Source organism: Psychrobacter sp. BI730, from assembly GCF_013414195.1.
In the GTDB taxonomy this organism is placed as follows: Bacteria; Pseudomonadota; Gammaproteobacteria; order Pseudomonadales; family Moraxellaceae; genus Psychrobacter.
Genome location: NZ_JAATTV010000002.1, coordinates 252,886 through 271,983 on the forward strand (window position 1 = coordinate 252,886; position 19,098 = coordinate 271,983).

18 protein-coding genes are annotated in these 19,098 nt (G+C 42.0%); 9 read left to right on the forward strand and 9 right to left on the reverse strand.

All coding sequences use genetic code 11. The annotated features are described in order from the left end of the window. Positions 1-45: 45 nt before the first annotated feature. The 3 genes from HCZ91_RS02215 to HCZ91_RS02225 form a co-directional block, all read right to left on the reverse strand. On the reverse strand, positions 46-462 hold the full coding sequence (locus HCZ91_RS02215; protein WP_102093054.1) for a hypothetical protein: 417 nt from the start codon (positions 460-462) through the stop codon (positions 46-48). Between the two features lie 155 nt (positions 463-617). Beyond that, positions 618-866 carry a hypothetical protein gene (locus HCZ91_RS02220; protein ID WP_179797815.1) on the reverse strand — a complete coding sequence of 83 codons (249 nt, stop codon included), beginning with the start codon at positions 864-866 and terminating at the stop codon, positions 618-620. Continuing rightward, positions 866-1,591 carry a 5-formyltetrahydrofolate cyclo-ligase gene (locus tag HCZ91_RS02225; protein ID WP_257019943.1) on the reverse strand — a complete coding sequence of 242 codons (726 nt, stop codon included), beginning with the start codon at positions 1,589-1,591 and terminating at the stop codon, positions 866-868. Before HCZ91_RS02225 ends, HCZ91_RS02220 begins: the two co-directional genes overlap by 1 nt. 212 nt (positions 1,592-1,803) lie before the next feature. Here HCZ91_RS02225 and fumC point away from each other — a divergent pair, with 212 nt between their 5' ends. Together fumC and HCZ91_RS02235 are read left to right on the forward strand one after the other, a co-directional pair. Then, entirely contained in the window at positions 1,804-3,207 is a 1,404-nt protein-coding gene (gene fumC / locus HCZ91_RS02230; protein ID WP_179797817.1) for a class II fumarate hydratase, read from the forward strand. Between the two features lie 310 nt (positions 3,208-3,517). Further along, positions 3,518-4,045: a peroxiredoxin gene (locus HCZ91_RS02235; protein ID WP_101205171.1), complete on the forward strand. Its 528-nt coding sequence runs from the start codon at positions 3,518-3,520 to the stop codon at positions 4,043-4,045. Between the two features lie 112 nt (positions 4,046-4,157). Here the strand turns inward: HCZ91_RS02235 and HCZ91_RS02240 are convergent, their stop codons facing one another. From HCZ91_RS02240 to HCZ91_RS02260, 5 genes are all read right to left on the reverse strand, one after another. Beyond that, positions 4,158-4,970: a MipA/OmpV family protein gene (locus HCZ91_RS02240; protein WP_101205170.1), complete on the reverse strand. Its 813-nt coding sequence runs from the start codon at positions 4,968-4,970 to the stop codon at positions 4,158-4,160. Between the two features lie 147 nt (positions 4,971-5,117). Continuing rightward, positions 5,118-6,191, reverse strand: coding sequence for a rhomboid family intramembrane serine protease (locus tag HCZ91_RS02245; protein ID WP_179797819.1), 1,074 nt, complete (start codon positions 6,189-6,191; stop codon positions 5,118-5,120). Between the two features lie 106 nt (positions 6,192-6,297). Further along, on the reverse strand, positions 6,298-7,485 hold the full coding sequence (locus tag HCZ91_RS02250) for an alpha-hydroxy acid oxidase (protein ID WP_179797821.1): 1,188 nt from the start codon (positions 7,483-7,485) through the stop codon (positions 6,298-6,300). A 91-nt stretch (positions 7,486-7,576) separates the two neighbouring features. Continuing rightward, on the reverse strand, positions 7,577-9,349 hold the full coding sequence (locus tag HCZ91_RS02255; protein ID WP_101205167.1) for an L-lactate permease: 1,773 nt from the start codon (positions 9,347-9,349) through the stop codon (positions 7,577-7,579). A gap of 488 nt (positions 9,350-9,837) precedes the next feature. Beyond that, a complete protein-coding gene (locus HCZ91_RS02260) occupies positions 9,838-10,155 on the reverse strand; it encodes a glutaredoxin family protein (RefSeq protein WP_179797823.1) in 318 nt (105 codons plus the stop codon). A gap of 244 nt (positions 10,156-10,399) precedes the next feature. Between HCZ91_RS02260 and mtgA the strand changes: the two genes are divergently transcribed. From mtgA to HCZ91_RS02290, 6 genes are all read left to right on the forward strand, one after another. After that, entirely contained in the window at positions 10,400-11,086 is a 687-nt protein-coding gene (gene mtgA / locus HCZ91_RS02265) for a monofunctional biosynthetic peptidoglycan transglycosylase (RefSeq protein ID WP_179797825.1), read from the forward strand. Positions 11,087-11,244: 158 nt separating this feature from the next. Then, on the forward strand, positions 11,245-13,443 hold the full coding sequence (gene ppk1, locus HCZ91_RS02270) for a polyphosphate kinase 1 (protein ID WP_179797887.1): 2,199 nt from the start codon (positions 11,245-11,247) through the stop codon (positions 13,441-13,443). 315 nt (positions 13,444-13,758) lie between these two features. Beyond that, on the forward strand, positions 13,759-13,929 hold the full coding sequence (locus HCZ91_RS02275) for a hypothetical protein (protein ID WP_179797827.1): 171 nt from the start codon (positions 13,759-13,761) through the stop codon (positions 13,927-13,929). A gap of 63 nt (positions 13,930-13,992) precedes the next feature. Continuing rightward, positions 13,993-14,259: a hypothetical protein gene (locus HCZ91_RS02280; protein ID WP_179797829.1), complete on the forward strand. Its 267-nt coding sequence runs from the start codon at positions 13,993-13,995 to the stop codon at positions 14,257-14,259. A 66-nt stretch (positions 14,260-14,325) separates the two neighbouring features. Then, on the forward strand, positions 14,326-14,652 hold the full coding sequence (locus tag HCZ91_RS02285; protein ID WP_257019944.1) for a hypothetical protein: 327 nt from the start codon (positions 14,326-14,328) through the stop codon (positions 14,650-14,652). 72 nt (positions 14,653-14,724) lie between these two features. After that, positions 14,725-14,925, forward strand: a complete 201-nt coding sequence (locus tag HCZ91_RS02290) for a hypothetical protein (protein WP_057761189.1) — start codon at positions 14,725-14,727, stop codon at positions 14,923-14,925. Between the two features lie 178 nt (positions 14,926-15,103). Here HCZ91_RS02290 and HCZ91_RS02295 read toward each other — a convergent pair whose 3' ends face one another. After that, positions 15,104-15,901 carry a tRNA-(ms[2]io[6]A)-hydroxylase gene (locus HCZ91_RS02295; RefSeq protein ID WP_257019945.1) on the reverse strand — a complete coding sequence of 266 codons (798 nt, stop codon included), beginning with the start codon at positions 15,899-15,901 and terminating at the stop codon, positions 15,104-15,106. A 550-nt stretch (positions 15,902-16,451) separates the two neighbouring features. On the opposite strand from HCZ91_RS02295, the gene HCZ91_RS02300 reads away from it, so the two are divergent. After that, positions 16,452-18,650: a malate synthase G gene (locus tag HCZ91_RS02300; protein ID WP_179797830.1), complete on the forward strand. Its 2,199-nt coding sequence runs from the start codon at positions 16,452-16,454 to the stop codon at positions 18,648-18,650. Positions 18,651-19,098: the final 448 nt, after the last annotated feature.

The window sequence follows — 19,098 nt, forward strand, 5'->3', positions numbered from 1 at the left end:
GCATTAGTTATAGGATTGTTAGAATAATTAAATTAGACGGTTATCTTAAGTACCGATATCTTGCTTTATACTTTCTATATTTTTGCGCAACAGGTATACGAAAAACAGTGTAATGAATGGGTCATAAACACGATCTAGCCTCAAATCACCGTTGATGTATTCAATAGTGGCCAACGCAAACAAAGATAGTAGAATCAAAGAAAAGCATTGAGATATAGGGATCAAAAAATGTAGAAAAGATGTGCTGCTAGAGGACTTTATATGACGCATTTCAATGTGAGTGCTAAGCGCGAAGGTATAAAATGCTGCAAGCGCTAGCAAAAAGGTTCTTAGTTCAGCAAAATCAAAGCCGTCGTAATCATAAATATAAGCCGCAGGCGTGGCCAGTAGTAATAGCACGAACAAATAAAAACAAACTTGTAGCGAAGCGGGCGACATAAACTCTTTTTTTACTTTGTCCACGATCAACGACCTATACTGTAATGATAATTATTTGCGATAAGTATAGTTTATAGGTTATATAGAAACAATAGTTTGGCAATAAAAAGAAAACGTCGATCAAATCAAACTAACATATAACCGCGTTTATTCAAATTGTGCTCTATCATTTATAGATGTTATTCATCAAAATCCCCAATCTCACTATTCAAACTACTCAAAAATGCATCACTTTGCGCAAGCAGCTCATTTAAGCGTTCTTCATTGACGAGCTGTGTCATTTCTTCAGCGCTAAACGGTTGCTCTTGACTGTAGTAGCGTTGCTCTCTAGCGTCCTCATTGCCTAATGTCTGCAAATACTCATCCACACTGTCTGCACTGGAATCAGCAGCGCTAGAGTCTTTTTCAAATTGTTTATCGTCTTTCATTAAAACCACCTTATGCTGCTTGGGGTAATTAAGCCGTCTAATGGTACATCCCACGGTTGACGCGCTAATTGCTCAACCACTTGAAAGTCATAACACCAGCCTATCTTTAAAGGTTTCTTGGCCCCTGACCGATAGATTTTTCCAAGCGTCGTATCATAAAAGCCGCCACCCATGCCCATGCGGTTGCCATGTTCATCGACCGCCACGAGTGGACAAATAATCACGTCTAGTTCTGATGCCCATAGCAGAGCGCGGCTGTGGTTTTGCTTCATGCCTAATTGGTGAATGCGAGTGGGGATATTGATCAGTTTTGAGTGATAAACAGGTACAAAGCGCAGGTGTTTATCATCATTGCCATTGCTAGTACGACCAAGTGAACCAACAACTGGCAAATAAGGAAAATAGCCTAAGCGTTGACACCAATCTAAAATTGGCTGAGTAGGTAGCTCACCAAAGCCATCGTAATATAAGCCAATGCGTGCATTCGTTGGCAATCGCTGCTGTAGTTTGGTTAGATGTAAGCTCGCAGACTGAGCAAGTTGTCTACGTTCTCCATCGCTCAACTGACGGCGTTGGCGAGTAAAGTGTCGTCTAGGCGGATTGCTGATGACAGATTCAGATGTTTCAGCGTTTTTTGAGTCCGAATTATTTGGAACAAGGTTGTTTGAATCAAAGTTATTTGGCTCAGGGCGTATTGGTTTAGGGTGCATAATTTTAGAGTGCATAGGTATCTTATCCAATGAAGTATCAGATTGGTGATGACAGGCGTTTTTAGACATTCGTTTTTAGGTATTGCTCAAGGCTATTTGTGAATATTCAACACGCCTTAGTCATGCTATCATAACGCCACTTTACATCGTATTTCCGTTTATGTGCAGCAGCTGTTGCACTTTTTATCGTTCAGTTCTCTAACAACAAACCAGTAAAGAGGGTAGTTATGTCGACACAGAATCAGGCAACTCGTACCGAAAAAGACACCATGGGCAACGTAGAAGTCCCAGCTGATGCTTATTGGGGTGCGCAAACTCAGCGTAGCCGCGAAAACTTTAAAATCGGTGGCGAGACGTTGCCGCGTCCAATGATTGAAGCGATGGCACTGGTCAAAAAAGCCGCTGCGATTACCAATGCAAGCCTAGAGCGTATCGAAGGCGACAAGCGTGATCTCATCGTACAAGCCGCTGACGAAATCATCAATGGTGGTCTGGTCGATCAGTTTCCATTGGTTGTATGGCAGACAGGTTCTGGCACCCAGTCAAACATGAACATGAACGAAGTATTGGCCAACCGTGCTAACGAAATCGCTGGTTCTGAGCGTGGCAGCTACACGCCGATTCACCCAAATGACCATGTAAACCATGCACAGTCTACCAACGACAGCTTCCCAACGGCGATTCGTGTGGCGGCTGCGCGTCAAATCAACAGCTTGTTGATTCCAGCGGTAACAGCACTACGCGATACGCTAGCGGCAAAAGCCAAAGAATTCGATAGCATTGTAAAAATCGGTCGTACGCATTTGCAAGATGCGACGCCTTTGACTTTAGGCCAAGAGTTTAGTGGCTATGTGAGCCAACTTGACCATTCATTGACTCGTATCGACAACGCGCTACAAGGTCTATATGAGTTGCCACTAGGCGGTACTGCGGTTGGTACTGGTCTAAATGCCCACCCTGATTATGCGGTAAAATCAGCTGAGCAACTAGCGACTTTGACTGGCTTGCCATTCGTCACGTCACCGAACAAATTCGAAGCACTAGCCGCTCGTGATGCAGAAGTATTTGCGTCAGGCGCATTAAAAACGCTAGCGGGCAGCTTAAATAAAATCGCTAACGACGTACGTTGGTTGGCATCTGGCCCTCGTTGTGGTCTGGGTGAATTGACGATTCCTGAAAATGAGCCAGGCTCTTCTATCATGCCAGGCAAAGTAAACCCAACTCAGTCAGAAGCAATGACCATGGTTGTCGCTCAGGTCATGGGTAACGACACGACTATTAGCATGGCTGGCGCATCAGGTAACTTTGAGCTAAACGTGTATAAGCCAGTTATCGCGTTTAACTTGTTACAATCTATCAAGCTGCTTGGCGATGCTTGCAACAGCTTCAACGAAAACTGTGCAGTGGGTATCGAGCCAGTAAAAGACAAAATCGATGACTTCTTGCATAACTCATTGATGCTAGTGACTTCATTGAACCGTCATGTTGGTTATGAAAATGCGGCTAAAATCGCTAAGACTGCTTATAAAGAAAACAAAACTTTGAAGCAAGTGGCGGTTGAGCTAGAGCTACTAACTGAAGCGCAGTTTGATGAGTGGGTAATTCCTGCTGATATGGTACATCCTAAGTAAGCAGTAGATCAAGTAGTGACCTGCTACGGCTTCAGGCTCGCTTAATGTACGATAAGTACCATTTACACTCGTCTTTCTGGTAGCAGCGTCATATTTGTTCGACTGAGAATTTAGAGATAAAAAGACCTTGTCACTTCTTATAAGAGTTATAAGAGAATGTGGCAAGGTCTTTTTGTCTATATTTTTCAAGTTAGCGCTATATTTTATCTAGGGGACATAATCTCAAAGATTGCTTATGGACCAGTATAACTATTATCATATACCTGCAGGATTTTAGAAAAAAAGACAATAACCTAAATCGGAGTAAATAATGATTACCCATGTTCCTGATATGACTTTTAAAACTCGTGTTCGTGATGACTCTATTGGCGGAGACAACCCGTTCACATGGTATGATCTAACCACAGATGAGTTATTTGCCAATAAAAAAGTGGTTGTGTTTTCTCTACCAGGTGCCTTTACACCAACTTGTTCAAACAGCCATCTCCCTCGTTATGAAGAGCTTTATAATGAGTTTAAGGCATTGGGCGTAGATGAAGTAGTTTGTATTTCTGTCAATGATGCGTTCGTCATGTACCAATGGGGTCTAAAGCAAAACCGTGAAAACGTTTTCTTACTTCCTGATGGTAATGGTGAGTTTACGCGCAAAATGGGCATGCTTGTTGACAAAAGCAATGTTGGCTTTGGTATGCGCTCATGGCGTTATTCGATGGTTGTCGATAATAAAGAAGTTAAGAAAGTGTTTAAGGAAGCTGACTTTGGCGACAACTGTCCAATAGACCCATTTGAAGTATCAGATGCGGACACTATGTTAGCGTATTTAAAAAGTAACGCTTAGATTCCATTGAGTTTGTAGTGTGGGTGGTAACCCGCAAATCTATAAATTTATTGAATAAAAAGACCTTGTCACGTTATATGACAAGGTCTTTTTTATGACAATTTAGGCTTAATTAAAACTTATAAAGCAAACCAAGTGTCGTCGCTGCTTCAGTACGTGAGTCAACCATTGGGCTATCGTATTGCTCATTTGGTACATAGCTCACGCTTTGATTGGCAAATCCTGCCCAGCGTTCATTAAAGTCATAGTTGGCACTGATATTGATATATGGGTTCAAGCTTGAGTTAGATTTATACGCATCAACGCCTGTTTTAGCAGCCTCTTTTTCACTAACACCATAGTAGTATTCATTGTAGTCAGCATCATGATATTCAAAGCCAATGCTTGGATAGACCGTTAGCTTGCCTTTAGTGATTCTAGAAAGGTAGGTCAAGCGAGCTGTATTACCACCACTACGATCTAATACATCAGCACCTATCTGTGCGCGGATGCCACCAATAGCCGTACGACGCTGATAGCTTAGACCTGCTTCTGCTGATGATTTACGCTCATCCAAACCTTGTAGTGCGCCATTGGCATCATCAGGATCAAACTCAGAACCCGCAAGCTTGGCATAAGCAGACAGCTGATTGACACCATCATTGATCAGATACGCACCAGCTTGCGCACCGCGTACATAGACTTTGTTGTTGTCATAAAATGCACCTGGTAGCACGCGCACTTCAGTGCTGTCTTCGAGATCATAGGCCGATTTGACTGCCATGACATTGACCCCAACGCTGAGCTCAGCATCTTTGTCAGTCGGCAAGTTGTCATTAAAAAGTGCGGCGTTAGACATGCTAGCCACACTAAATAGTGCAGTAGCGGTGAACGCGCTAAACATAGTACGTGTAGAGATATTAGGTAGCGCTGCAAGTTTTAACATAATTGGATCTCGTAAGTGAGTATAAATAACTGAGTGGTGCGATTAGGCAAAACGTGTTCAAAAGGACAAGCGATAAAACGAATCAGTAATGTCGGTCAGTATGCTGTTTTTGGAGTTTATATAGCAATGATAGATAAGTATGAGCATTTACTCAATGGCTTTTAGTACTTGCAGTAATTGCTGATGAATATCTTGCCACCACCAGACGAAACCAATGCTTATAAGTAACATCGCAAGCCATGGTAATAGCTGCCAAATAATAGAAGGTTTTTTAAGTGCTTTGGGTTCAATACTATTATGAACAGCTTCATTACTTAACGGTGAATTGTTAGCAGTAACGCTTTCAGCACTATTGTTAGCATTTATATCAGACACATTCGTTTCATTGTTAGCAAGCACAGTATCTTGCTCAGTCGAATCAGAATTAAGATGAGGCGATTGGTCGATAGAAGTGGCATCATACGGACTTTGATTATCGTGTTGGCCACTATACTGACTATTAAATGATGGGTTGTCGTGAGCACTATATGAGTAGTTGGTTTGATAAGCGTTAAACGTGCGCTGCTGCTGAATCGCTGCGTTTTGTATAGCGACTGCCAATCGCTGACGGTAGCCAATGGCAAAAGCCAATGCAATTATTAGACCCGTGATTGCGCCACCGATATGACCAGCATTATCAATACCCGGTACAGCAAACCCATAGACGAGATTGATGCCCATAATAAATATCAGGCTTTTGAGGTTAAGCACCATGCCATTGACCGATATTTTAAACAGTGCCGCAATTAATAATGCCGCGCCAATGCCCATGATACCACCAGAAGCTCCCGCTGATAGGCCGGGCTGTCCTGTACCATCTAATATACTTTGCCATGTGACATAGTTATTGAGCAAGTTGCCACCGATGGCTGCCAACAAAAACAATGCCAAAAACTTGGCTGAGCCAAACAGCGGCTCGGCAATCTGCCCAAAGAAATACATGGCAAAGCCATTAAATAGTAGATGCATGAGACCAATGTGCAAAAACGCACTACTGGCCAAGCGCCATGGGTCATCCATCATCGTTAAGGGTAAGGCGTTGGCACCCCATTTAACTAACGCTTCAGTTGACGGGTTATTGGCATCGACGCCCGTGACTAGCTGCATGACAAATAGCCCGATAAAGCTGGCTAATAGCAGGGTAGTGACGGGCGCTGTTTTTAATAATTGTTGAATGGTCATAAAGGCTAACTGTCATCAAAAAGTTATAGAGACAGTATAAAGGGTATGAGCAAATTATGTTATGTGTAGCCGGTTTTAAACGTTGATTGTTCTACAATCAGCCGCTCTAAAAACGACCCACTTTGAGGTTTTCATACGTGCCTTTTACCAAGATATTATCCGTGACAGTATTGATATCGGTATGACCACAGAATGCCATAGATATATCACACTCTTTATAGATAATCTCAAGCGCGCGGCGCACCCCGTCTTCACCATACGCTCCCAATCCGTAGAGAAAAGCGCGACCGATCATCGTGCCTTTTGCGCCCAATGCGATAGCCTTTAGTACATCTTGACCAGAGCGAACGCCACTGTCTAGCCATACCTCGATATCGCTGTTTTCGGCTTGTACTGCCTGTACGATGTCTGCGAGGGCAGAGATAGAAGATAACGCGCCATCCAATTGACGACCGCCATGGTTTGAGACGACTAAGGCATCCGCGCCACTGCGAGCTGCCATAATAGCATCTTCAGGCTCCATGATACCTTTTATGATAAGTTTACCGCCCCACATGTCTTTGATACGTGCCACATCATCCCAACTTAGGCGAGGGTCAAACTGTTCTGCAGTCCACGCTGACAGCGATGAGATATCTTCAACATTTTTGGCGTGACCGACGATGTTGCCAAAGGTGCGGCGCTTGGTGCCGAGCATATTAAGACACCATTCTGGCTTGGTCATTAAATTTAAAATATTAGCCAATGTGGGTTTTGGCGGTGCGGATAGACCGTTTTTGATGTCTTTATGACGTTGTCCCAGCACCTGTAAGTCCGCAGTCAAAATCAACGCAGAACAGTTTGCTGCTTTGGCACGGCGAATCAAATTGGCCATAAAGTCCTGATCACGCATGACATAAAGCTGAAACCAAAACGGCGCACTGGTATTTTCAGCGACGTCTTCGATAGAGCAAATGCTCATGGTCGATAGTGAAAAGGGCACGCCGAATTTTTCAGCGGCGCGTGCGGCATGTATCTCACCATCTGCCCACATCATGCCGGTAAAACCCGTTGGGGCGATGGCTACAGGCATCTTGACTGGCTCACCGATCATACTCGTTGCCAGACTGCGGTTATCCATATCGACCAATACGCGCTGGCGCAGCTTGATACGGTCAAAGTCAGTCTCGTTATTACGATAGGTGGTCTCAGTCCACGAGCCTGAATCGACATAGTCATAGAACATACGCGGCACTTTACGCTCAGCAACGCGGCGCAGATCTTCGATTTCGGTGATTTTAGTTAAGTCTTTCATAGGTTTATCTCTTATTGCTGTTATGTTTTAACTAGAAGGCAACCTTAACCTAACGCTACTAGATCTAGTTTAATAGCGTCAGTTTGCCTGATTATCGCCCATTCAGTTTTCTACGGGAAAATTTGCCACAAAAAGACATCAGTCCAAAGAATGTTATGGGCCAGAGAACGGCTAAAGCCCACCACCATATTTGACCGAAGATGATAGCCATACCGATCAAACCTGCTTGCACGACATAATAAATCATCGCTAGCAGTGTTTTGCGAATCACATAGCCTTCTTTATCCACCAAGCCGACTACTGCGCAAGCAGCTACCACATTATGCACCGAAATCATGTTACCAGCCGCACCACCCACAGCTTGCAAGGCTATTACTTGTGCTGCAAGGTCGCTATTGAGTCCGATCTGATTGGCTGTTGACCATTGAAAATATGAAAACATCATATTGCTAATAGTATTTGAACCGGCGATGAAAGCACCCATTGCCCCAATCCATGGAGACACTAGCGGCCACGCATTTTGAAAAGCATCGGCAGCACTTTCAGCCAGTAATATTGGCATAGCCGGTAGCGCAGTAGCGACTTCAGCGGCTGAGCCTGAATTAATGAATACTTGTACCATAGGCACCGAGAATAGCAAAGCTGGTGCGGCAGCAACCATGGTCTTTGCCGAGTTACTCCAACTGCGCTTTACCGCTTGGCTATTCATTTTGAACAGTAAAATACATAATAAAGAAGTAATAATTAGAATGCTACCAGGAGAATAGGCGAGCTGTATCTTACTAGAGATTGTTGTACCAAAAAGATTAGTAAGGCTAATGGTTGTTAAATCCCCTACCAGAAAAGCTTTGAGTGGTGCAATCACTCGAGTTATGACCAATAAGGCAATCACAATGAAATAGGGCGAAAATGCACGAATTAAAGAGAACTTTGGGGTTGCTGAATCATCATATTTTACCTCGTCTAAAGTACCCAGCCAGTCTTTGTCCCATTTTGCGCGAGGGGCAAAATCAAAAGTATCTTTAGGCATCAAAAAACCACGCTTAGCAGCGGGAAGTACAATTAACAACCCAATGAAACCGCCAATGAGTGAAGGGAACTCAGGCCCTAGAAATTTAGCAACCAAAAAATAAGGAATAGTAAAGCAAAGACCTGCAAAAATGGCAAATGGCCATACTTTAAGCCCTTCTATGAAGGAGCGTTTTTCACCAAAGAACCTTGTCAAAAAAGCACTTAAAATTAAAGGTATCAAAAACCCAATAAGCGCATGTACAAGGCCTACGTTAGCTGTAATCTGTAATAAATAATTTTCGGCAGTAGTAGGGGCAATGGACTGTGCTAAATCTTGTTTATCAGTAATACCAGACCAAACGCCAAGTAGTAGAGGCGTACCAACTGCACCGAATGATACGGGTGTAGATTGAATGATAAGAATAACCATGACCGATGCCATCGCTGGAAAGCCTAAAGCCAACAACAGCGGAGCACCCACTGCAGATGGTGTTCCGAATCCTGATGAACCTTCTACTAAAGAGCAGAACAACCATGCCACAATGATCGCTTGGACGCGCCTATCAGGTGAAATATCCATAAAGCCCTTACGTATGGCGACAAGAGCGCCGCTTTCTTTCAGCGTATTCAGCAGTAAAATAGCTGCGAATACAATGAATAAAATAGTAAGTGCCACAATAATCCCATTAACAGTAGCAGCCGCTACCTGAGCACCACTAGCGTGCCAAATGAAAAAGGCTAGCAGAGCTGTCACCAAATAGGCAATACTCATAGCTATCTTAGCTGGCAGGCGCATAACTATGAGTAGTATGAATACAACGAGAATTGGCGCTAAGGCTAAGAAAGTGTACATAATTAACAGTCCTTATTGTTATTAACAGTCCTTATTGTTGTGTATACCAGCTTATTTTTTACTGGTTTTAAAGTCATACTAAGTTATTACTATAGTCGATACACTCTAAAAATGTCATAGCGCTACTGGGATGAATTTTGCGCAGCCTCTGGGAACGCAGCACGCAAGTAAAATTTATACCAGTAGCGCGTTTAAATCCATAACAGTTTTACATTCAGCTAACTATATTTATTAAGGCGTGTTAAACACGCCCTAATAGTTGCTCTTAGGTGCTTTCGCTGAGAATTGTATGTATATGATTTAACAGAGTGCAAGGTTAGAGAGTTGAGATTATTGATCAGTAAATCATTAGCATTAGTATAATCAGTTTACCAAACAGAATATAAAAGTAGTCTAGCAAATATTGAAATACCATACTAGCTAAAATTAGCGGTAGATATTCTAATATAAGAAATTTAAAAGCTCTATAACATCAAAACAAAGTGCCGTTAGTTGTGAGCTAACAGTTGCTGTAAATCCATGACTGAAAATGGATAGTCTAATCGTTTTGATGGAGTCAAAATCACAGGGATAGACGTGGCAAAATCCATCATAAGCGCCTCATCAAATTCTGCAATATCGACATTTTGGTAAGTGATTGGCTGTACCGACTGAAACTGTGCAAGTATTTGCTCAGCGATATCACACAAATGACAACCAGAGGTCCCTAGTAGCCACCACTTATCAGAACTTTCAGCGCTGCAAAGATTTGGGCTCGCTTCAATAATACGTGCGCGCAGTGCTTTTATATTATTACCATTATGCATATTTATTCTCTTATTTTTATGCTTGTTATAAAGTACTTATCTTAAACCCTTAAATAAAAAGTGAATACTGTTTATAGCTCATTACATGATAAAGAAGTGGGGTAAATAATGACAGCGATTGTGAGATTAGGTAAGATGACCTGCTGTTGGTGATTACTGATGACGGGCTTAGGGTCACGGATTCACACTTGCCAACAGGTCACCTATTTTACCTTATTACCTTTTAACCAATCGGATATCGCGCATGGCAAGTTTTGGCACATTTATCAAACGTCTGTTATTGGCAATTATGCTATTGGTTGTCGCATTCCATATATTGGTCGTTGGGCTACTATTAATTTGGAAAACGCAGCCGATTAACAACAGCATGTTTATGTTGACGCATCGCCTAACGGGTGGCACGGTCACGCAGACATGGGCTGAGTACGATGCCATCGCCAAATCTGCCAAGCAAGCGGCGATTGTAAGTGAAGACTCGACGTTTAGTCAGCACAGTGGTTTTGATTTTAAAGGTATCAAAGCGGCGCAAAAGAAAAATGAAGAGACAGGCAAAATGTCTGCTGGTGGCTCAACGATTACTCAGCAATTGGCAAAGAACTTGTTCCTAACTTCGCATCGTTCTTATGTGCGTAAAGCTGAAGAGGCTGTCATTACTGTGATGATTGAGACCTTGTGGGACAAGCAGCGTATCTTGACCGCTTATCTTAATGTGGCAGAATTTGGTAATGGTATCTATGGTATCGATGCCGCCGCGCATCATTATTTTGATAAATCTGCGGCCAATCTGAACCGAGACGAATCAGCGCTCCTCATTGGGATGCTTACCAATCCGAAGTATTACGAAGACAATCAAGGTGACAGAGGCTTGCGCAACAAGCAACGTATTATCAAAAAACGCATGAAAAATGCGGTATTACCGCAAGCGTCTTAATCTTTTAAAAGAAGCCTTAACAACAAGAATAACGGGAAAGAATAATAGTTAATAACCTTTAAGACGATAGTATAAAGACGACGGCGTATCGATAACGCAAAAGGAGTAGTGACGTGGTAGAAATGACTAGTAATCAGGGCAGTAGTGATGTTAACGATATGATTGACGTTAATAATGTTGAAGATGGCGCTAATGACAATATTAGTGAAGAGATTAGTGTAGATAATAGCCAGAATGACTTGGCCGAAATTGAATGGCAACGCTCAGCAGATGGCAGCTATTCACCGAGCAGTTATATCAATCGTGATTTGTCTTTACTACAGTTTCATCTGCGTGTATTGGCGCAGGCCTCCAGTTCGCGTCACCCACTGCTTGAGCGCTTATTTTTCTTGATTATTTTTTCATCCAATCTTGATGAGTTTTTTGAGATTCGTGTCGCTGGTATCATGCAAAAGCTTAACATCGGTGATGTATCGACCAGTGCTCACGGCATGCGTCCTAGCGAAGTGTTAAACGAGATATCTATTATTACTCATGCGGCTATCAGTGAGCAGTACCGTATTCTCAATGAGGATATCCTGCCAGCACTTGCGCTCGAAGATATTCGTTATTTGAAACGTGATGAGCTAAACGCTGAGCAGTCTGCATGGATGAAGCGTTATTTTACGGAGCAAGTCGTACCCGTATTGACGCCGATTAGTATTGATCCTGCGCATCCATTCCCGCGTCTTGTAAATAAAAGCTTAAACTTTATCGCTACATTAGAAGGCAAAGACGCCTTTGGACGTGATATCAACTTGGCGATTGTGCCTGCGCCGCGCAGTCTACCGCGTGTGATTCGTCTGCCAGATGAGCTAACTGGTGGTAAAGAGCATCATGTGATGCTATCCGCTATTATTCATGAGCATATCGGTGAGCTATTCCCTGGGATGAGTGTGACAGGCTGTCATCAATTTAGGCTGACACGTAATGCCGATTTAGACTTGGCTGATGATGTCGAAGACATTGCCAAAGCACTAGAAGGCGAGCTTGAAAACCGTCGCTTTGGTGATAAGGTACGCCTTGAGGTCACAACCGATTGCCCAACACATATCAGTGAGTATCTGCTTAATGAGTTTGAGTTGCATGACAATCAGCTATACCGTGTCAATGGTCCTGTCAATCTAACGCGTTTGCTATTTGACTTTAATATTCCTGCGCTACGCTACCAGCCATTTACTCATGTCGTGCCAAAGGCATTTCGCCGAGAAATGGATAAGTCCGATAAATCGACCAGTATGTTTGCTGCCATGCGTAAAAGCGATGTGTTGGTTCATCATCCTTTTCATGCCTTTTCTCCGATTATTAATTTACTTTGGCAAGCAGCAAGCGATCCCAAAGTATTGGCTATTAAACAGACTTTATATCGCTCAGGCACCAATTCGGAAATCGTCAAAGCACTTGCAGCCGCAGCTCGCAATGGTAAAGAAGTCACGGCCGTCATCGAGCTGCGTGCGCGTTTTGATGAAGCGTCTAATATCGCAGTTGCCAACTATCTACAAGAAGCAGGCGCGGTCGTGGTCTACGGTATCGTTGGTTACAAGACCCATGCCAAGCTCATGCTAATCGTACGCCGCGAGGACGATCGAATCCGTCGTTATGTCCATCTAGGTACTGGTAACTATCACGCAGCCAATGCCAAGGTCTACACAGATTATGGTCTGTTTAGCGCTGATCCTGATATCTCAGAAGACGTCCACAAAATATTCCAAGAGCTAACCGGCATGGGTAAGCCTGCCAACCTCAAAAAACTATTACATGCACCCTTTACTTTGCATGAGAAATTGATGAGCTTTATCGATGATGAAATCGCTCATGCCAAAGCGGGCAAACGTTCTCATATTATTATCAAAGCCAATGCGCTCACTGAGCGCCGCCTCATTGATAAGTTATATGATGCCTCGCAGGCAGGCGTTAAGATTGAATTGATTCTTCGGTCGATGTGTTGTCTACGTCCGCAAGTAAAAGGACTCTCCGAAAATATTACGGTACGCTCTGTTATCGGACGGTTTTTGGAGCATACGCGCGTTTATTATTTCTATAACGATGGCGATGAGCGTTTATACTGCGGTAGTGCAGACTGGATGGATCGTAACCTATTCCATCGCGTAGAAGTGGCGTTCCCGATTGAGAACAAGAAACTGTTTAAGCAAATTTATCAAGATGGCTTGATTAACTACTTACAGGATAATACGCAAGCGTGGACACTTGATGGCACTGGCGTTTGGCAGCAGCTACAGCCAGCAGCAGGTGAGGAGCCACATGTCGCACAAGAGCATTTATTAAAAACGATTAATCGTGTCGAAGAGTCTAGTTAATTTGCAAAGATACCTTTAGGTGATAATCAACTATTCAATTATCTATCTGACCAAGCACTGGTAAATACTGGTGCTTGGTTTTTTGTGCTCACCAATTGCAAAAGTTACAAACTGACTTGCAACCTCACAATTATTCACATATTGATACGGCAGTACACTGGTGCATTACCCAAGGTCATACCTATAATTAATATCAATTATGACGCTACTTGATAAGTATTGGTTACTCATTTGGGCGTTAGTATAAGTTCAAAATGTATATCTATTTGACTGTCTAAAGCCGTCTAATCAAATCACAAGAATAGGAAATAAACCATGAGTACTACTAACGATGACAATTCAGATATCAAGCAAGCTGCAGAACAGGTAAATGGTCAGGAAATTGAGAAGAACTTAGCAGAGAATAAAAAAGTCGACGATCCTGAATCATTAAGCGAAGAAGAGCAAACACCTTTTATCGATGATGACTTACGTACTGATAAGTAATTTCTAATATTAATCACCGACCTAATATACGACAATAATAAATAATAAAGCGAGGGACGCGCCATGACTATGCAAGAACCTATAGCAACAGAAGCAACGGAAATAGAAGAAAAGGTAATCGTGGATGACCCTGCTGCTAACGAATTAGAAAACCCTAAAGATAGCTACGCAGGCCGTAAGCACAAGCCTGAAATCGATGGCCCTGAGCAAGACTCACAAGAGACCGACGAAGTTTATGCTGATCCACGTAAAGAAGAGAATCTTCCAGCTGGTGGCAAGAATGCAGCAGAACTAAGTGCCTACGACCTGAGCCAAAAAGGTAACGAGTAAAGGACTATAGATAATAGCGGGCTAACCAAATCGACAAAATTATAAATATAAAAAGAGGATATGATAATGCAAGCCAAAGACTCAGCAATAGACAAGAAAAAAGTACTAGGATCTGACGATCATAGGGCAATTGAGAAAAATACCACTGAGAACAAAGGAACTGATACTTTTGATGAATCTGTGGTTGACTCAGAACACGTGAATGATAATGACAATCCAGCGCGCCAACCAGATCGTCGTGATCAAGAAGGTAGTACCGCATTCGATGACAATATTAATGAAGATACTGTCGGTAGTGCAGCACCCAAGAGTGAAGGTATTAATGATTTAAATCGTTATGCCAATATTGATAATGCGCAAACACGTATTTTAAATCCTGATGAAAAAGATTAGATAGGTTTAAATTTCGAAAGATATATAGCGTTTCTTGGGTTAGACGAGTAATTATTATAGTAGGGAGTACCAATGAATAACTCACATAATGAAAGCGTCAATAGTGATCATAACTTAAAAGATGCAGATGACAATAATGGTATTGTCCCTGATGATGCGTTACAAAAAGCAAATCCAGCCGCAGCAGAAAAGGCTACGGAAGATCATGATCCGCATAATGTCGCTAAAAGTAATAAACAGTATGACAGTCCATTGATGGAAGATAAAAAGTAAAAACTCACTACATCAATAGCTATTAGTATTTGTACATAAATACGCATTTGTACATAAACAGAAAGGCACTGTGTTTGGTAAGAGTATATAACTCGTATCAAACACAGTGCCTTTTTTGCTTACTATATTTTTACTTTCGACATTATATAGGTAGACATATTTAGGTAAGGCGTGGGTTTTAAGCAGGTGTACCACTATGAAAACGTAGCTCAGCATCTGGGCTACTTATTAATTCAGCCTCTACTTCCTTAAAGAAAGCAACTCGCTCATCGATATTCTCATCTGATAATGATTGAGCGAGTGCAAGATAATCTTCGAAATGACGACTCTCTGACTTGAGTAGATAACGATAATACTTCGCTAAGCGTTCATCATCAATGACTTCGGCCAACGCGGCAAAACGTTCACAAGAGCGTGCCTCAATAAATGCCCCAATTATTAATACATCAACCATCGCTGCTGGCTCGTAAGTGCGTTTGTGCTTCAACATACCCTTAGCATAGCGCCCAGCACTCAGATATTTCCACTCTTGACCGCGCTCATTCATGATACCTAGTACTTGCTCGTAGTGCAGCATCTCTTCACGTATCAGCTGCGCCAGTTTACGTTGCAAGTCATACGAGAACTCATAACGAAATATCAAATTCATGGCAGTGCCAGCGGCCTTTTTTTCGCAGTTAGCGTGGTCTTGAATGATCATAGGTAGGTTTGCAATCGCGGCATCTACCCAAGATTGCGTGGTTCGAGCACCTAAAAAGTTATAAACAGGAGATAAGTCTACCTTTATAGGAGTGCGCAGATGCGTAATATCGATACTGTCTTCTTCAGGCAGCTCTTTTTCGATTAAATCTGTTCTAGTACTATTATTTACAGTTTGAGAAACATTTTCTTCGACAGATTTTTTTTCGATACTATCGTTATCTATAGTATTTGCTATTGATTGTAATGTTGCGAGGTCTTGTTGATTGATAGTCATAGTTTAAGGAAGCTTTATTTATGAATGGTGTTACGAGTAATTATATCGTTAGTCTGACCTAGATACGATGCTAAATAACTGACAGTCATCAATAAGTGTTTATTAATAGATAACGTTTAAGCATAATTAAAGGTGTCAATGATTACTTACTGTTTATATTAATTTTGCTGCATCTAATTCCTAGATAATGATTATAGCTCCTAGAGCAGGCCACTTATACATTATCATTATTAAACAGCCTAAGTATTTACTTAGTGAATGGTGTTTCCTTGTTAATTTTATTATTTGATAGTAGGATGAGATTTTGCTCTTTAAGCATTTCGTCTTATTTTTATGATTCACTATTAGTAAAGGGTAAGTCTAATATCAATAGATTGCCTTTTACTAGAACATCAAATTTGTAGATATATCTTCTTAGAAAAATTAGAGAATCAAAGATTCCACAACGAATGAGATATGAACGTTTAAACCTCACAAGATTAAAAACTCTTAAACAGTTACTGTCACAACTCAGTATTAGTACCCCTCACGAACAGATAAGGATAACAATATGAGCCAGTCTTCTAACACCAATCGTATTCAAAAAGGCAGTCTTGCCATCGATCAGCAGTTATATGACTTTATTGAAAACGAAGTACTACCGAAAGTCGGTGTGGATTCAGACGATTATTGGTCAGGTTTCGAAAAGGTTATTAAAGAGTTTACCCCGCGCAATAAAGCGTTACTTGCGACTCGTGACAAGATTCAAGCGCAAATTGACCAATGGCATCTAGATAATCCTGCAAAAGATGGCGAAATCGACTATCCAGCTTATAAGACATTTCTACAAGAAATTGGTTATTTGCTACCTGAAGGCGAAGCGTTTACGGTTGATACCAAAAACGTTGATGATGAAATCGCGCACATCGCAGGGCCGCAGCTAGTTGTACCAGTTCGTAATGCTCGTTATGCGCTTAACGCGACCAACGCACGTTGGGGTAGCTTATACGATGCGTTGTATGGTACCGATGTTATTAGCAGTGATAATGGCCAAGAAGCGGGTGGTAGCTATAATCCTACTCGCGGTGCTGCTGTTGTCGCTTACGCCAAAGCGTTTTTAGATGAGCACTTCACACTAGCATCAGGTTCTTACAATGATGTGACTGGCTTTAAAGTAGTCGATGGCAAGCTCGAGGTCGTACAAGGTGATAGCAGTACCGAGTTAAAAGATACGGCTAAGTTTGTCGGCTTTGTCGGTGACGCTGAAGCTCCTACAGGTGTACTGTTGAAGAACAACGGCTTGCATGCTGAGATTCAAATCGACAGTAATCATCCAGTGGGTAAAGACGATCCAGCAAACATCAAGGACGTACTGCTTGAGTCAGCCATGACAGCCATTCAGGATTGTGAAGATTCAGTCGCTGCTGTAGATGCAGAAGAAAAAGTCGAAGTCTATCGTAACTGGCTTGGCTTAATGAATAGCGACCTACAAGAAACCTTTGAAAAAGGCGGCAAAACGCGTACACGTAAGCAAAACCCAGATCGTGAATATAACACACCAGACGGTGGCAAGCTGATCTTGCCAGGTCGTTCGTTATTATTAATTCGTAACGTCGGTCACTTAATGCAGAACCCTGCGATCTTAGTCGATTTGGGCGATGGTCAAGAGCAGATATTTGAAGGCTTAATGGATGGTTTAATCACGCCACTATTATCACTTAATGATATCAAAGGCAAAAACGAGCTATCAAACTCGCGTCAAGGCTCAATGTATATTGTGAAGCCAAAAATGCATGGCCCTGAAGAAGTTAAAATGGCCAATGACTTATTTAATGCATCAGAGGATCTATTAGGTCTAGAGCGCAATACGCTTAAAATCGGCATCATGGACGAAGAGCGCCGTATGACGGTGAACTTAAAAGAAGCAATCCGCCAAGCCAAAGAGCGCGTTATCTTTATTAACACAGGTTTCTTAGACCGTACTGGTGATGAGATGCATACCAGCATGAATGCAGGTCCATTTGTACCAAAAGGCGAGATGAAGTCGCAAGCATGGCAGCCTGCTTACGAGCAGTGGAACGTCGATATCGGTCTAGAGACAGGCCTACAAGGTCGTGCGCAAATAGGTAAGGGTATGTGGGCCAAGCCTGATGAAATGAAAGAGATGATGGATACTAAGGCCGCTCATCCTAAGTCTGGTGCTAGCACTGCATGGGTACCATCACCAACGGGCGCTACCTTGCATAGCATACACTATCATCAAGTGAGCGTAGCTGATGTACAAGACACGCTAAAATCACGCGAGCGTGCTAGCTTGGATGACATCTTGACCATCCCATTAGCGAAAAATACCGACTGGACTGATGAAGAGAAGCAGCAAGAGCTTGAAAACAATGCTCAAGGTATATTGGGTTATGTCGTACGTTGGGTAAATCAAGGCGTTGGTTGCTCCAAGGTGCCTGATATCAACGATGTCGGTCTCATGGAAGATCGTGCTACTTTGCGTATCTCAAGCCAACATATTGCCAACTGGTTGCATCATGGCGTGGTTAGTGAGCAGCAAGTGATGGATACGATGAAACGCATGGCCAAGGTCGTCGATGAGCAAAATGCAGGCGATGATGACTATCAATCAATGGCAGATAGCTTTGATAGCTCTTACGCGTTCAAAGCAGCCTGTGATTTAGTATTCAAAGGCCGCGCACAGCCTAGTGGTTATACTGAGCCATTGTTGCATCAAGCACGTTTGGATCTTAAAGCAAACGCTTAGAACAATAGACTAAATATGACAGGCATTTGAGCATACTTGATGAGCAAGTATGCCACTCAGTCTCGCTCATTTGTAACTGATATATTTGTTCAAATAGATTATTAACTTCTTAATTAGCGCTATTTATTTTTTAGTAAATAGCGCTTTATTTTGGACTATTATTCGATGTTTATTATAAAAATTTAAGAATATTAGTAATCATATTAACCAATATTATTCGTATCTAATTGAGTAAGCGGAAGTTTTTTAACAATCGTTCAAATAAAATAAAGTATCTGTTATTTGATAATAGTTGTATCGAAAAGGCAAAAAAATATGTTGCAAATTATGTCAAAGTTGTTATGCTTGTATTCGAAGTATGAGTTTGGTAACGGATGTTACGCAATGGAAGGATAAAAACTAAAGATTACATGGCAGTTACTTTTTTAATCCCAGTTATGTAAATCAT

Coding starts and splice junctions, on each gene's coding strand:
- fumC (WP_179797817.1), top strand. CDS start 1,804: ATGTCGACACAGAATCAGGCAACTCGTACCGAAAAAGACACCATGGGC.
- HCZ91_RS02295 (WP_257019945.1), bottom strand. CDS start 15,901: ATGACTATCAATCAACAAGACCTCGCAACATTACAATCAATAGCAAAT.
- HCZ91_RS02240 (WP_101205170.1), bottom strand. CDS start 4,970: ATGTTAAAACTTGCAGCGCTACCTAATATCTCTACACGTACTATGTTT.
- HCZ91_RS02255 (WP_101205167.1), bottom strand. CDS start 9,349: ATGTACACTTTCTTAGCCTTAGCGCCAATTCTCGTTGTATTCATACTA.
- HCZ91_RS02290 (WP_057761189.1), top strand. CDS start 14,725: ATGAATAACTCACATAATGAAAGCGTCAATAGTGATCATAACTTAAAA.
- HCZ91_RS02260 (WP_179797823.1), bottom strand. CDS start 10,155: ATGCATAATGGTAATAATATAAAAGCACTGCGCGCACGTATTATTGAA.
- HCZ91_RS02245 (WP_179797819.1), bottom strand. CDS start 6,191: ATGACCATTCAACAATTATTAAAAACAGCGCCCGTCACTACCCTGCTA.
- HCZ91_RS02300 (WP_179797830.1), top strand. CDS start 16,452: ATGAGCCAGTCTTCTAACACCAATCGTATTCAAAAAGGCAGTCTTGCC.
- HCZ91_RS02275 (WP_179797827.1), top strand. CDS start 13,759: ATGAGTACTACTAACGATGACAATTCAGATATCAAGCAAGCTGCAGAA.
- HCZ91_RS02280 (WP_179797829.1), top strand. CDS start 13,993: ATGACTATGCAAGAACCTATAGCAACAGAAGCAACGGAAATAGAAGAA.
- HCZ91_RS02285 (WP_257019944.1), top strand. CDS start 14,326: ATGCAAGCCAAAGACTCAGCAATAGACAAGAAAAAAGTACTAGGATCT.
- HCZ91_RS02250 (WP_179797821.1), bottom strand. CDS start 7,485: ATGAAAGACTTAACTAAAATCACCGAAATCGAAGATCTGCGCCGCGTT.
- HCZ91_RS02235 (WP_101205171.1), top strand. CDS start 3,518: ATGATTACCCATGTTCCTGATATGACTTTTAAAACTCGTGTTCGTGAT.
- HCZ91_RS02225 (WP_257019943.1), bottom strand. CDS start 1,591: ATGCACTCTAAAATTATGCACCCTAAACCAATACGCCCTGAGCCAAAT.
- mtgA (WP_179797825.1), top strand. CDS start 10,400: ATGGCAAGTTTTGGCACATTTATCAAACGTCTGTTATTGGCAATTATG.
- HCZ91_RS02220 (WP_179797815.1), bottom strand. CDS start 866: ATGAAAGACGATAAACAATTTGAAAAAGACTCTAGCGCTGCTGATTCC.
- ppk1 (WP_179797887.1), top strand. CDS start 11,245: ATGATTGACGTTAATAATGTTGAAGATGGCGCTAATGACAATATTAGT.